The sequence below is a fragment of the Chryseobacterium sp. FP211-J200 genome (genome assembly GCF_001643375.1).
Taxonomy (GTDB): Bacteria; Bacteroidota; Bacteroidia; order Flavobacteriales; family Weeksellaceae; genus Epilithonimonas; species Epilithonimonas ginsengisoli.
In genome coordinates this window covers 21,066-35,197 of the sequence record NZ_LSHB01000017.1, presented here as the reverse complement: position 1 = coordinate 35,197, position 14,132 = coordinate 21,066, and the positions used below count along the sequence as shown (strand labels likewise).

Here is a 14,132-nt window from a genome sequence, read left to right as displayed (position 1 = left end):
ATGAAGCTTAAAAATCTGCAACAGAATTTAGGCATTCAGCCCAAGGAAAAACTACCACCCAAAGCTTTTCAGCCGAAATGTAGTTGTTGCAAAGTTGGGAGTTTGGTAACGATTGCGACGTTCGATTTGCGCGGTCCGCCACGTTGGTTTTTGGGGATGAGCCAAAACTTTGAAACGCCTAAAATCTAGCATTTTGGGTAAGGGAATTTATGCCCAAAAGTAAAGGAAAACACGATAAAACCTGGAAAAACCACCAAATTCACCAACAAAAAAAGAGACCTTTCTGAAAGTCTCTTCAATATCTTTAAAATCCTTCGTCGGTAAACCCATAATGTTGAAAAAAGCTCCCGAAGCTTCCGTTCAACAGGGTTTTCATTGTTCGTGCTTCGCACGCAACGAAAACTTAGCTATTAGCTGTTGTTATATTTTTCGTGAAGTTCAATCGCTAGTTTTAATTCAGCTTCTAAATCGTAAATAATTTTGTTTTGTTCAAAGTCAAAATTACTAGTGGTTATAATCATTGGCGATACTTTGATTAGGTCTTCTGTTAATACATTCTTTGTGTCATAGTTCGTCTCTCCAATATCGTAAACAGTAATTTTGTTTAGCTGCAATTTATCAAATACACAATCATTAAATATGGCTAAATTTGTCAAACCATATTCCATTCTTACACTCGGGTAACAAACTGCATCTATTTTAAAGCCATTCTTGTCAGGTTTTTGCTGTATAAGTCTTGACGAATAGTTCGCAGAAAATAGATAATTCTGTTTTTCATCGTCCGAAACCTTTTTCATATACTGCTCCGTTAAGAAAAATATTAATTCATCAAATACTTCAACAAGTTCAGGGTTAATTTCTTTTTTCGATTGAAGCCAAGCATCATAAGCGCTTGAACTTTCCTTATTTGTTGTAGTAAGTGTCGGATGAAAAATATAGTGTGTATTAAGTTTTTCCCCTGATTTTATTTCCCATTCACTAACGGTTATTAAATCGCCAACTTCAGGTCTTGTTTCCCAAATAGCAGTTTTGAAATCTAAAGCGGAATAGAAAACGCTTTCTCCTTTTAAATTACATCTTCCGTGATTAGATTTACCAACAGGTGGTCCAACCAAATCTGTAACTTTTTGAAGCTTTACTTTCTGTCCGCTATAGAGATATTTATTATTTGTGACCCTAAAAAGTTTAGTTGGATATGTGTCTGCAAAAAGTGTAAAAATGACATTCTGAAACTTAATAAATTCAGCTTTTAAGTTGTCAAATCCTTGTTCAGTCAGTTTGTGAAGTCCGTTGTCACTTAACTTTCTAAAATAATCAAGTTTTTCCTTGACATCTTTTGCAGAATTATATTTATGGATTTTGTAGTCGATAACAACTTGTTCTATCATATTGGTCGGGTCTTAAAATAATAACAGCTAACGTTTTGGCGCTTGGCGAAGAAGCGGATTTCGGAGCAGAAAATTGTCTGCCAGCACTGAACTTGATACGAAGCACAAGGCTTCATTTAAACACTGAAACCGCTTTTTCGCCAAACGCCTGTTACCAGTAGTGCTTCTTCGTCCGTTGTTGTTGTATCTGTCCATTTTACTGCTGTCTTGGTGCGTTGGTTTGGTAGCTCTTTTGCATTTTTTTCTTGGGCATTTGTGATGGCAAAAAATGCAAATGTGCTACCAAATGCGTTGGCTTATTTTTTCCAGTCATAGTTTACTGTCCCGCAATTACAACGAATTTTACTTTTAACATTGTCAAAGTTTTTCATTGCAACAAACGATTTACACTTGTCGTCCGAGCAATAAAAAGTCTTGATGAGTTTTTTTACATCTTCCCAAAATACATCAAGGTCGTTAATGTTTTCTTTAAATGTGTTGTCGTGTGATGTTTTATTTCCGATTAAAATTGGTGAAGCAAGAATACTGTTAATGTTGTTTTTGGTTTTCAAGTCTGCTGGTGATTGCTTGTTCACTCTGCTTTGCACAGACGACAAAAGTTCATTCATCATTCTTTCCTCATTTCTGTCGTTGAAACGAAATGCAAGTCCTGCTTCTATGTTGTATGCAATCTGCTTTAATTGTCTTTCAGCATAACGTCTAATGTCATTGCCAAGTCCGTCAATGTTCTTCGATTTAAACTTGTCTTCAATTTTGGTTCTCAAATCTACAAGCGGAGTTTCAAAAGTTGTTCCTTTTTCCGCTGTCCAAGAAAGTGATGTTATTAACCAATTATTTCGTTTTGCTTCACTTGATGCAATATCAAAAAAGTCTTTCTCGTGGGTTAATAAAATGATTTGATAATCACTAAACTTATTTATCAGAAGTCGAATAAATCTTGTTCTATGTGTGCTGTCAAAGCTTGAAATAACATCATCCAATACAAAGAAATCATTCTCTTTATTGAAAGCCTTAACAGATGCCAAGAAAAAAGCTAAGCCTAAACAGTTTATGTGGCTTTCACTTAATAAAGCAACTGGCGGAGTTTGTCTTTCGTTGTAGAATGTATATTCAATAGTAATACCTGAGAGTTCATCATTTTTGTCTTTGATTGGAACAAGTTGAATATCCTCAACTTTCTCATTCGGGTTCATTTCAACATAATAGCTGTTTATTTCATCCGAAAACATTGTTAAGAAACCTTCTAATGCTTCTTCCTGCCTTTTTATAAAGTCAGTGTATAGAGCTTCAAAAGTTACTTGCTGTTTAGTTAATACTTCTTCTTCTCTTTCAAGTTTCCTGTGAGCTAAATAAGCATCTAAGGCTCTTGAAAGTTTCGTGTGTATATGTAATTTTTTGTTTTCCTTGATACTATCAGAAAGTGCTTTGGATTTTACTTTAGCGTTTGAAACTAAGCTCTTGATTTCTTTGTCATCAATTGTGACAAGCGAAAATTCTTTTAAAGGCTCGGTTGAAAAAATATCTTTTTTTAAATCTTCGCCAATAACTTTTATTGAATTTTGGATTTGCTCAATTTTCTTTTTCGTAGCTTCGTTTTCCTTTTCGGCAAGATGCTTCTCTTTTAGCAAACCACTAACTATTGTGTAATTATTGCGAAGCAGCTTAGTAAGCTCTTCGCATTCTTCATTGAGTTTATCTTGCTCCGCTTTAATTTCCTTTAAATCTTCAACTCTTTGATTTAATTCTTGTGCAAGTTTGAGTTTGTCTTTTTCTTGTTGACACAATGGACAAAAATTGTCTTTTACAATATCTTTTTTAAGAACTTTCAAACCTTCCGAGAGTAATGCAAGTAATTGAAGTTTACTTATTTTATCTGCATCTTTCCTTAATGTGATATATGATTTGTAATAGTCTTTGTATAAGGAATGAATGTTATTAATCTCAATTTCTAAATCTGTTAGTGTGTCTGCAATTTTGTTATGAAATGCAATTTGCTCAACAACTTTTGTGTCCTCTTTTGTTTCAATTGATTTAAGTGCAGTTTTTACATCCTTAAAAGATTTGATGTCCTTTTCAAGTTTTAAAGGTTCAACTACTTTCAATACTGTTTCAAAAAACTGTTTTGAAGATGTGATATTTTGACCCAAACTCTCTAAAAGAATTGCTTGTTGAGCACTTCGTTTATTGCTAAAACCGCCTGCTTTTATTCCTCTGGCAATTCGTCCTCCAATTAGCTTTAATAAACTGCGTAACTCTTGCACTTGGCTAAAGCCGATTATATTTTGTAGATGTTTTAGTTTGTCTCCTTTGGTTGCTATGATAAACTGAACCAAATCTCTGTATCGAAGAATTAAGTTCTCTGATTGTGATTGACTAAAATAGCTTCCAAACTCTTTAGAACTATTTGAGTTAAATGTTTTAAGTAGATTGTTTATTGACTTTTCATTGTCAAGTAACTTGTTTGAATATTGAATTTCAATTTTAGCTTCATCACTTGGATTGAGAAATACATTTCTTAAAGCATTTTTTCCTTTGCCTCCAACTTCTTCGCCTGTCAGGTGTTCGATGCTGTCATTATAGAACCACTCTAAAGCATCAGTTATAGAACTTTTGCCTGTTCCGTTGTCGCCATAAATTAGTAGCGATTTCTTGTTTGGAGAAAGATTTAATCCTTCTCTAACACCTCTGATGCCAGTGATGTTTATGGATTTAATCTTGTTCTTACTCATCTTCTTTGTCGATTTGCTTTAATTCCTTTTGAACTATTTCGTCCAAAGTGTTTTGAACATTCTTGTCGGAAAGTTTTCCTTGACTATAAAGTTCGACTAATGCGTCAACGGTTTTTTTGTCCGCATTTGGAATGTTGTAGATTTCGGCAAAAAAATCATTAATCACATCCTTGCCGCTTTTTATTTTATCGTCCATAGGTTTTTATTTATTCAAAATATTTCCAGTCAATTACAAAATTTGCTTTAATTTTCTTTTCCAAAATTTCAAATCCTGATTTGTTGTTACAAATCGGGTAAACACCATACTTTTCAACGAAGTCAAGAATAAAATAGCTTTCCAAATCTTCTATTCTATATTCCCAAAAGCTTTTAAGCATTTCAAAATTTATTATCGTGAATTTAAGTTGTCCTACTTTTCTATAATTTACAAGTCCTAAGTTTTTACTTTTTCCTTCAAAGTGTCCAGTTAGCCTACTTCCCATACTGTTAGTCTTTTTCTCACTCGTTCCGATGTAAAGCAATTTTGATTTTTTAAATGGATATTGGATTTTGCAGTCGGTTGTGAAGATAAAATATAGTCCCACCAAACCTGCAAGAGGCTTGATGTTTTGAATTTCAAAAGTCTTGGGAGTGTCAAAGTATAAGTTAAATTCATTTGTCATACGGTTGTTGTGCGGTTGGGCAAAAGTAAATGTGCTGCAACTGTGTCGGCTTGTGGGTGAGGTTGCAGCTCTTTTGATTTTGCTGAAGCGTTGGCATTTTTGTTCATTTTTTGTCTGTCGTTTATGGTTAGCACAGTCGTCATAGCATTACTGGTAACGTTTTGCGGCTTTGCGATGGTGCGGCTTTATATGCCAAATCTTTCTATTATAAACTAAACTTCAAAATATCTAAAATCTTTAAACTTGCGAAAATCCCGCACTATTGCAAAACCGCTGTTAGCAGAAGTATTTTAGCCAAGAAAATCTTTTTTTATTGTTTTCATATGAAATTTGCTGTCAGACGCATCAAAATAAACTTCAAAAATCCAGAAAGTTTTCCAGCCATATTTTGGTTCTTTAGTTGTGACACTTATTTGAATAGAGCAATCATTGAAGTTATTAGCATTAATTGATGTTTTGTCATATTTTTCATAAGGATTATTAAAGGACATCATTTCGTGAAATGAATTTATTAAAGTATATTCATCACAATTATATTGCTTTAAATTTTCTTGTCTACTTATTTCTTCATTTATTGCTTTGAATTCTGCCTCTTGTTTTTTAGCCTTCTTATAAGAAATTGTATCTGGTTTTTTATTCAGTTTTTTTGCTTCATAGACTAAATAATTATTAACCCTTTCATATTGTTCTTTTGATAGTTCACTAATACTTTTAGAGTTAAATTCTAAATAATCTTTTCTCAAATTATTAATGTTGTTTAACTTCAATAAGATTATAATTAAAATTACAATAATGACTGATTGACATATTATAATTATTTGATTTTTACTTCTCATAGATTTGTTTCTTTATATTTCTGCTAACTTATTTATATCCGCTACGTTGTAGCGCTAATAATACCAAAATCGGTTTGGTATGCGCTACTGCATAGGTGTTTATTTTTTTTACTAAAGTAATAATATTGTTAATAAAATATATATCGTGATGTGATTTATTACAGTCTGCGACTATTAATTTTCATTTCCACAAAACAACTCAAAAAACCTTTCTTCCCAATGTCGCGAATCTATAATCCGTGACTATTACTTCCCCTTACCACAAAACACTTTAAAAAACCTTTCCCCCACAGTATCAGGAATCACGAAAAACATTTCCGTTTCATCATCCTCATTTTGTATCTCTTGTAAGAGCTTACCTGATGTCGAGGATTTGCAATCCGTAAAGCACGGATTGCAAATCCGCGCTATCGGTTTTAACATATCTCACAATGTTTCGCGGCTTGGCGATGGCGGGCAAATCGAAGCCGAAACTTTCAACTAAAATACAAATTCATACCGAAGATAAGATGTAAATTAAAAACTATCCGACAGCTAATGCCAAACTTTTGTTATTAGAAGATTTTTTCCATATTTACTATCATATTTTAACTAAATCCCTATCAGGATAATCCATTTATTGTAAATATCTGTTGAAGTTCTTTTTTTTATTTTGCTAAAATGTTTTTTTTTAGCATGGCTGTGTATTTAAAATTGTGCATACCGTTTCGGGGCTTGGCCATGGCGGGCGTCTCGAGGCCGAAATCCTTATTATCTGTAATCTCTTTAGTTTTTTATGAATTTTGAACTTAAATCTCCGACTTTATAAACATAAACTCCTTCTGATAAATTTTCTACATCAAGAAAAATTGTATTTTCCGAAATTCCAAAACTTTTATTAATGACGATTTTTCCAGTTACATCGTAAACTTCAATTTTATTTACTCCATTTTTAGGATTGACGACGTTTAGAATTTTGTTTGTAGGAATCGGAAAAGCTGAAAGTTTATTTTTTCCTTGAATCTCTTTAGTTGCTAAAGAAGTTGTTCCGAGATTATATATTTCTGTTGAGCTTGTCGAAGATTTATATAGTCTTAATTTGTTTGTGTTCTTTGTATTGTCGTAATAAACGTGGAAATCATCTTCATCATCAAGCAGATATCCACTTCCAAAATCTTTAATCAATGCTCCATCTTCATTGTAAATTTGAATTACGTAATTGGGAAAGCTTCCTGAAAAAGTTACAATTTCCAACAGATTGTCTGTGTTAAAAATATTTTTTGATAAAATGAAATTATAATAAGAACTAACTCTTACAGGAGAAGGAAGAGTAAATTGTTTCTTTAATGTGTGGTCTGCATTATAAATTTTAATTGTTGATAAATTCGAACCTGTAGTGTAATAAAATGTTTCTGTTTCGTTTGTGTAAACTTGTAGGTTTTCAATAGGATAAATTTTTTCAAGTGTAATCTGTCCAAATGCAAAATTAGCTGCAAAAATTGCAGCAGAATATAAAATTTTTTTCATAATTTTTAGTTTCCTGATTTACTTCACTTTGAAGTTAAGGACGAAAAGGAAATATTAGTTCGTTTGTTCTACGCCCGTTATTTATTAATTTCGCAAACTTATTTCATAAAAATATAATTTCATTACGGGAAACCGTATTTTAGATACATTTATTATTTGATTGCGGATAACTTTTTTTTTCCATTGCATCCTAGTGCATACAATACAAGATATGGTTCTGTGTGCTATTTAGCACGTATTTATTTTTACTATAATAACAATTACTTCCCCTTCCCACAAAACACCCCAAAAAACCTTTCCCCCACAGTATCAGAAACCACGAAAAACATCTCCGTTTCTTCCGCCTCATTTTGTATCTCCTGTAATAGTTTGCCGTCGTGCGAAAAGACATTGATTTGTATCGGCGCAATCTTCTCCTCAGAACAATCAAATTTCCACAAAGTGACCTTGTAGCCTTTGACCACATTGGTTTCCAGAGAATCTTCCGGCTCGTATTCCGTTTTGTCCGAAACCTCTTTGATCCAGGCTGTATTTTTAGTGTTGGGTTTGTAGTAGTAAGCGACATCATCCGCTTCAAAGATCAGTTTCCAATCCTGAGCATAGCTGAGTGCGCATACAAGAAGAGATAGAAGCAAAAGAATTTTCTTCATCTGGTGGTAATGGTATTAGTTTTTTAGTTTGATTTAAATTTACAAAATAGTCTGATATTCAGTGAATTAATTTGCTGACTTAACATAATATAAACCAATATTGTGAAATACGACCTTATAAGCTATTTAACATAATATATTTTACAAAAATAATCCGCTAAAAAATACATTTTGTATGAATAAAATATTTAATTTAGGAACTCAAAATTATGTTAAACTTTTAAAAAAACACGAAGATGGCAGAAAGCAAAAACAACATCATCACACACGGCCTTAGCGGTAAAGTAGGAGACCTTATCGTATTCAGCCAAAGAAACGGCAAAACCATAGTGTCCAGAGCACCAAGGGACAAAACAACAGAAGACACCCAGAATCAGAAAGATCACAAACGCAAATTCCAGAGAGCGATCCTCTATTCCAAAGGTGTAATGAGCAACCCGGATACTAAGGAAGAGTATGAAGCTAAAGTAGACCGTTCCAGGGGCATTACCGCTCACAATGTAGCAGTAGCAGACTTCCTCAATGCACCCGACATAGATTCTATAGATGTTTCTGCTTATACCGGAAAAGTGGGAGACCTCATTAAAATTGTAGCTCTGGATGATTTCGCTGTAAAAATGGTTACTGTAAAAATAGAGAATGGCGACGGCACCTTGGTAGAAGAAGGGCAGGCAGTGGATAATGGTGCAGAATGGATCTACACTGCTACGGCAAATAATGCAGATCTGTCTGGAGATAAGATCACCATTACCGCAACAGACAACCCTGACAATTTGACAGAAAAGTCTCAAACTTTATAGTCTCAAAAATAAGACTTAGGTAACGGAAAGGTAACGGCGATGTAACGGAAACACCTTCCCAAAAATAACTGTCAAAATGACAAAAGCCACCCGATACAGATGGCTTTTTTAATGATTTTATTTTAAATGTCGGTTTAAAATCTCGTCAAAATTAATTTCCCAAACCGTAAAGGCTTGTAGTTTTGACAAACTTTTTAAATTGATTTCCCTCCCTTTAGGGTCGGGGCAAAGAAAATTAATTTAAACTCTCAAACCCTCCAACCCTCAAACTCTCAAACTCTCCAACTCACATCACACTCTCTCATTTTTAATTTCATCCACGATCTCAGGATTTAATAAAGTCGAAATATCCCCAAAGCTGTTGAAGTCGCCCTCCGCGATCTTTCTCAGGATCCGGCGCATGATCTTCCCGGATCTCGTCTTCGGCAATCCGGATACAAATTGGATCTTGTCCAGCTTAGCGATTGGGCCGATCTGGTCGGAGATCAACTGGTTGATTTCTTTGGCGAGGTTCTCGCGGTTTCTCTCTTCACCTGCTTCTTTCAGGATCACAAAACCGTAGAGTGCATTCCCTTTGATATCGTGCGGATAACCCACAATTGCAGACTCTGCCACCGCAGGATGCTCATTGATGCTGTCCTCGATCGGTGCCGTCCCCAGATTGTGCCCGGAAACGATGATCACATCATCCACACGACCTGTGATCCTATAGTAGCCAACCTCGTCCCTCAAAGCCCCATCACCAGTGAAGTATTTCCCCGGGAAAGCCGAGAAGTAAGTCTCCTTGTACCGCTGATGGTCGCCCCAAATGGTTCTGGCAATCCCCGGCCACGGAAAACGGATGCAGAGATTCCCGTCCACCTGATTTCCGGTGATCTCATTTCTTTTCTCATCCATCAACACCGGCTGAATGCCCGGCAACGGAAGGGTAGCGTACGTCGGTTTGGTAGGGGTCACAAATGGGATCGGCGAGATCATGATGCCGCCCGTTTCTGTCTGCCACCAAGTATCGACAATCGGGCATTTCTTCTTCCCGACATTGTCATTGTACCAGTGCCAAGCCTCATCATTGATTGGTTCACCCACGGAGCCTATCACTTTCAATGAATCCAGATTGTGTTTCAACACCCAATCCACACTTTCCTTTGCCAGAGAACGGATGGCTGTAGGAGCGGTGTAGAACTGTGTTACTTTGTGCTTCTCGATCACTTCCCAGAATCGCCCCGCATCAGGGAAAGTTGGCACCCCTTCGAAAATTACAGTGGTGGCGCCATTCAGAAGTGGCCCGTAGAGGATATAGGAATGCCCTGTGATCCAGCCGATATCCGCCGTACACCAGTAGATGTCATTCTCCTTATAATTAAACACGTTCTTGAACGTGTAAGCCGTGTAAACCATATAGCCGGCGCAAGTGTGCAGCATACCTTTCGGTTTCCCCGTGGATCCCGAAGTGTAAAGAATGAACAACGGGTCTTCTGCATCCATGATCACCGTCACGAAATCTGCTGAAGCCTTGTCATAGTATTCATCCATCCAGTGGTCACGGCCTTCCTTCATCTTGACATCGTTGTGTGTTCTTTTCACAACCAGGACGTTTTCGACTGTTGGTGTTTTCTCTAAGGCTTCGTCCACCAGGCTTTTCAGGTCGAGGATTTTGGTTCCTCTGTAACTTCCGTCAGACGTGATGACCATCTTCGCCCCGCAGTCATTGACCCTCGAAGCCACCGCCGAAGCAGAGAATCCGGCAAAGACCACGGAATGCACTGCACCTAATTTAGCACAAGCCAACATCGTAATAGCCAGTTCCGGGATCATCGGAAGATAGATGCAAACACGGTCGCCTTTCTCGATGCCTAATTCACGAAGGATATTCGCTACTTTGTTGACTCTGATGTAGAGTTCGTTGTAGGAGATATGTTGTGCTTCTTCCTTTGGGTCGTTCGGTTCCCAGATGATTGCGGTCTTGTCGCCACGCACAGAAAGGTGCCTGTCCAGGCAGTTCTTGGTGATATTCAATTTTGCATTCTTGAACCATTTGATGTTCGCTTCCTGCATATCGTAATCCACCACTTTGGACCAGCGCTGATACCAGACGAAGTTTTCATCTGCGATCTTGTCCCAAAACTTTTTCGGATTCTGGATCGACTTTTTGTATTCTTTGAAATAATCCTGTAAATTCTGAATGTGGTAATTTCTCATTGTTTATCTATTTTTAATTCTTAAAATCGTTGTTTGTTATTTGTCATGCTGAGCGGAGTCGAAGCATTCCAAATGTTGTCTCCTTTTACTTTTTCCTTTAACCCAGCATTTCCTCGATCTGCTGAATCAGCTTTTTGATGGAGTAGGGTTTTGTCACATAGGCATCAGCTCCCAGAGCCAGGCCTTTCTCTATATCTTTCGGATTGGCTTTGGCACTCAGGAAAATAACTTTTGTATTGGTTAATTCCTCCATCGTTTTGATCTGCTCCAGTGTACTGTAACCATCCAGATTTGGCATCATAATATCAAGGAGAATGACATCCGGTGTGACGGTCTTTAATAATTCCAAAACCTCGGTGCCGTCTCTGGCAATGAAAACTTCGTACCCGATCTTCCTAAAACTGTATTCCAGAGACATCAGGATCTTGTGTTCGTCGTCTGCAATTAATATCTTTTTCATTGTTCTTTCTTAATTGTTTTTTGGGAACCCGAAGGGTTCTTCGTTGAACTCTTTACTATTTAATATTATTTTAAACTCAACCCCTATTTCCATATTCTTTGCTGAGATACTGCCGTTTTGCGCTTCCATTATCTTTTTACAAATCGCCAATCCGAGCCCGCTTCCGGAAGGTTTTCTCAGGTTTTGATTTCTGGATTGATAGAACTTGTCAAAGATCAAATTCAAATCATCTTCAGGAATCTGTTTTCCTGTATTGAAGATCTTAATGATTAATTGTTCATCTTTCTCTTGGAATTTTGCCTGGATCGTCCCTTGGTCATCTGTGAACTTCAAAGCGTTTCCTAGAATGTTCTGAAAAACCTGAATCAGTCTGGCTTCGTCGTATTCAAATAGGTGATTGGTCAGAAGGTCAACTTCGCTCAAGTGAATATTTTTCTGATGAATCAAATGGCTGATTGGATTCAGTGCCTTTTGATAGGTATAGATTATGTTGTTCTGATGGATGTTCAAAGCAATCTCGCCGTGTTCCAGTTTGTCGAGATACAGAATATCGTTAATGATCTCATTCAGTCGGTCAGATTCTGTGATGATGTTGTTGAGGAATTCTTTTTTGATCTCTAATGGAATATCATCGTCGTCAGCCAGAATTTCGCCAGCAGAACGGATTGCGGTGATCGGCGTTCTGAGTTCGTGCGCAACGGAATCCAGGAAATCATCTTTCTGCTTGTCTTTGAAGATGAGGTTTTCATTGGCAAAACTCAATTCGTTGGAGAGTTGTCGAAGTTCGCGGCTTTGCTCGGTCAGTTTTTTATTTAGGCTGATATTTTCTTTCGATTCTTCAAGGATTTCTAAAACTTCTTTTAGAGAGATTTTGTCTTCGTGCGTTACGCCTTCAATCAAAATTTTGGCAGAAGCGGTTCCTATTCTTCCCGATAAAAGGTTTTCTGAAAATTTGATGAATCTTGCATCGGCAGTTTCCGTTCTTGTATCGATGTTGTATTTGAGGTTGAAAATCCGCATCGCCTGTTCGGTCTTCTTTTCGCCAAGAAATTTCACCAGAATATTCCGAATGTCAGAAACGTAAGCTTTCCCGCGCCAGATAAAAGCATTTTCGTGATTCTGAATGTATCTGTCGATATCAACATAGATCTCGGCAAAGTTCCGTTCCCGATAATCGCCTTTTTGACTTAATGAAATAATTACGAAAAGACTAATGTTAATTAAAATTGACCAAAAGAAAACCTCTGAAATACTGCTCAAATAAGGAATGTTAAAAAAGCTGAACCAATTGTACATATCTCTCACCAAGCCTTTGAATTCCTGATTGTAAGAAAAATAATACTGAGGAATAATCAAACCGAAATAACAGATTGCCAGTCCACCAATCAAACCGATCACTGCACCTTTGTAACTGCCTCGTCTCCAAAATATCGCTCCGAAAAATGATGGTCCCAATTGTGAAATGATCACGAACGAAATCAATCCAACGGAGTATAAACTGTTCTTTAAAATAAAATATTTATAGAAAACAAAAGCCGTAACGATTAGGATAAAAATACTGACCTTTCGGATGTTCATTATGCTTCTGGTGTTTTTTGTCTCATTGTCAGATTTTAGCTTGTCCAACCAACCGTATGGAATGATGAGATTGTTTGAGAGCATAATTGATAATGTAATACTTGAAATAATGACCATCGAAATGGAAGAACTTAATCCACCCAGAAAAACCAAAACCGTGATAATTTGATTACCAAAATGCTGCGGAATCAGTATGGAATAAAACTCAGGATTCACAGTTTGTCCTTCAAAAATAATCCGTCCACCCCAAGCAATCGGAAATACAAACAGATTGAAAATCAATAAATAAAGTGGAAAAAACCAAATAGCCGTTTTCAAATGTTTCTCCTGTCTATTTTCAACAATTGTGGTGTGAAATTGTCTCGGCAAAAGGAAAATGGCCGACGCAGAAATCAAACAAAGGATCATCCAATTGAAACTGCCTTCCAGACCATTGAACGTATTTTTTTCTTTGAAATCGGGTAGAAGACTTGCCTTTGCGTAAATATCAGAAAAGCCATCAAAAGCAAAAAACGTCACGAAAACGCCGAGAACAATTAAGAAAATTAATTTCAGAAAACTTTCCAAAGCAACTGCAGAAATAATTCCCAATCTTTTCTCGGAAGCGTCTACATAACGCGTTCCATAATATGATGAAAATAAAGCCAAAAGTACAACGACAAAAGTCGCATTATCTGTAAAAATATTCTTTGAAATCGGCGTATTGGTGACCAAATGAAAAGTCTCGGAAATCGCTTTGATCTGTAACCCGATATAAGGAATGATCCCGAAAATACAGACCAACGTGATGATCGCTCCAAAAGAACGACTGTTTCCGTATCTTAATGAGATGAAATCCGCAATGCTACTGACTTTATTCACTCTCGAGATTCTCAGGATTTTCTTATTGATGTAAATCCAGGCTGGAATAATGATAATCGGACCAATGTAAATCGGAAGGTAATCCAACCCGCTGTTCACAGCAACGCCGATGCTTCCATAGTACGTCCACGCTGTGCAATAGACGGCCAGAGAAAGCGAGTAGATGTATGGATTGTTCACCCAGATCTTGCTCTTCTTTTTCTCGGCGCGATGGGCTACCAAAAAAAGAAGGGCGAGATAGAGAATGACCACCGCAAATAAGGAAACACTACTCATCGTATTTTTTGAAAATTATAAAAGAAGCCACTACCGATAAAAGCCAAACGCCGAAAATGTAAACATAAAGCATTGGTAAACCGAAAACCGCTCTTTCGCTATTGAATAAAAGAACAATTGGCGCACTGAACAAAATCATCAGTCCAAAACTTAGGATAATTAATTTCTGTTCGTGTCGCTTTTTCAT

General features: G+C 36.6%; 13 protein-coding genes and 1 pseudogene. 2 read left to right on the top strand and 12 right to left on the bottom strand.

The window, feature by feature from the left end; genetic code table 11:
- Positions 1–189 (top strand): annotated as a pseudogene (locus AXA65_RS06785) (IS91 family transposase); the annotation flags it as partial.
- A 221-nt stretch (positions 190–410) separates the two neighbouring features.
- Here the strand turns inward: AXA65_RS06785 and AXA65_RS06780 are convergent.
- From AXA65_RS06780 to AXA65_RS06750, 8 genes are all read right to left on the bottom strand, one after another.
- Positions 411–1,388, bottom strand: coding sequence for an RES domain-containing protein (locus AXA65_RS06780; protein WP_063969369.1), 978 nt, complete (start codon positions 1,386–1,388; stop codon positions 411–413).
- Positions 1,389–1,684: 296 nt separating this feature from the next.
- Positions 1,685–4,117 (bottom strand): AAA family ATPase, encoded by a 2,433-nt coding sequence (locus AXA65_RS06775; protein ID WP_063969368.1) that lies wholly within the window; start codon positions 4,115–4,117, stop codon positions 1,685–1,687.
- A complete protein-coding gene (locus AXA65_RS06770) occupies positions 4,110–4,313 on the bottom strand; it encodes a hypothetical protein (RefSeq protein WP_063969367.1) in 204 nt (67 codons plus the stop codon). Before AXA65_RS06770 ends, AXA65_RS06775 begins: the two co-directional genes overlap by 8 nt.
- A gap of 10 nt (positions 4,314–4,323) precedes the next feature.
- Positions 4,324–4,779, bottom strand: a complete 456-nt coding sequence (locus AXA65_RS06765) for a hypothetical protein (RefSeq protein ID WP_063969366.1) — start codon at positions 4,777–4,779, stop codon at positions 4,324–4,326.
- Positions 4,776–4,922 (bottom strand): hypothetical protein, encoded by a 147-nt coding sequence (locus AXA65_RS19845; protein ID WP_165596570.1) that lies wholly within the window; start codon positions 4,920–4,922, stop codon positions 4,776–4,778. Before AXA65_RS19845 ends, AXA65_RS06765 begins: the two co-directional genes overlap by 4 nt.
- A gap of 147 nt (positions 4,923–5,069) precedes the next feature.
- Positions 5,070–5,615: a hypothetical protein gene (locus AXA65_RS06760; protein WP_063969365.1), complete on the bottom strand. Its 546-nt coding sequence runs from the start codon at positions 5,613–5,615 to the stop codon at positions 5,070–5,072.
- A 765-nt stretch (positions 5,616–6,380) separates the two neighbouring features.
- A complete protein-coding gene (locus tag AXA65_RS06755; protein WP_063969364.1) occupies positions 6,381–7,121 on the bottom strand; it encodes a T9SS type A sorting domain-containing protein in 741 nt (246 codons plus the stop codon).
- Between the two features lie 260 nt (positions 7,122–7,381).
- Entirely contained in the window at positions 7,382–7,771 is a 390-nt protein-coding gene (locus tag AXA65_RS06750; RefSeq protein ID WP_063969363.1) for a surface-adhesin E family protein, read from the bottom strand.
- A 236-nt stretch (positions 7,772–8,007) separates the two neighbouring features.
- Between AXA65_RS06750 and AXA65_RS06745 the strand changes: the two genes are divergently transcribed.
- On the top strand, positions 8,008–8,571 hold the full coding sequence (locus AXA65_RS06745; RefSeq protein WP_063969362.1) for a hypothetical protein: 564 nt from the start codon (positions 8,008–8,010) through the stop codon (positions 8,569–8,571).
- A gap of 291 nt (positions 8,572–8,862) precedes the next feature.
- Here the strand turns inward: AXA65_RS06745 and acs are convergent, their stop codons facing one another.
- The 4 genes from acs to AXA65_RS06725 all read right to left on the bottom strand — a co-directional run bounded on the left by acs (position 8,863) and on the right by AXA65_RS06725 (position 14,132).
- The gene (gene acs, locus AXA65_RS06740) at positions 8,863–10,770 is read right to left on the bottom strand and encodes an acetate--CoA ligase (protein ID WP_063969361.1); all 1,908 of its coding nucleotides are present in this window, start codon (positions 10,768–10,770) and stop codon (positions 8,863–8,865) included.
- A 97-nt stretch (positions 10,771–10,867) separates the two neighbouring features.
- Positions 10,868–11,230: a response regulator transcription factor gene (locus tag AXA65_RS06735; protein WP_063969360.1), complete on the bottom strand. Its 363-nt coding sequence runs from the start codon at positions 11,228–11,230 to the stop codon at positions 10,868–10,870.
- A gap of 9 nt (positions 11,231–11,239) precedes the next feature.
- On the bottom strand, positions 11,240–13,945 hold the full coding sequence (locus AXA65_RS06730; protein WP_063969359.1) for an ATP-binding protein: 2,706 nt from the start codon (positions 13,943–13,945) through the stop codon (positions 11,240–11,242).
- Positions 13,938–14,132: a hypothetical protein gene (locus AXA65_RS06725; protein ID WP_063969358.1), complete on the bottom strand. Its 195-nt coding sequence runs from the start codon at positions 14,130–14,132 to the stop codon at positions 13,938–13,940. Before AXA65_RS06725 ends, AXA65_RS06730 begins: the two co-directional genes overlap by 8 nt.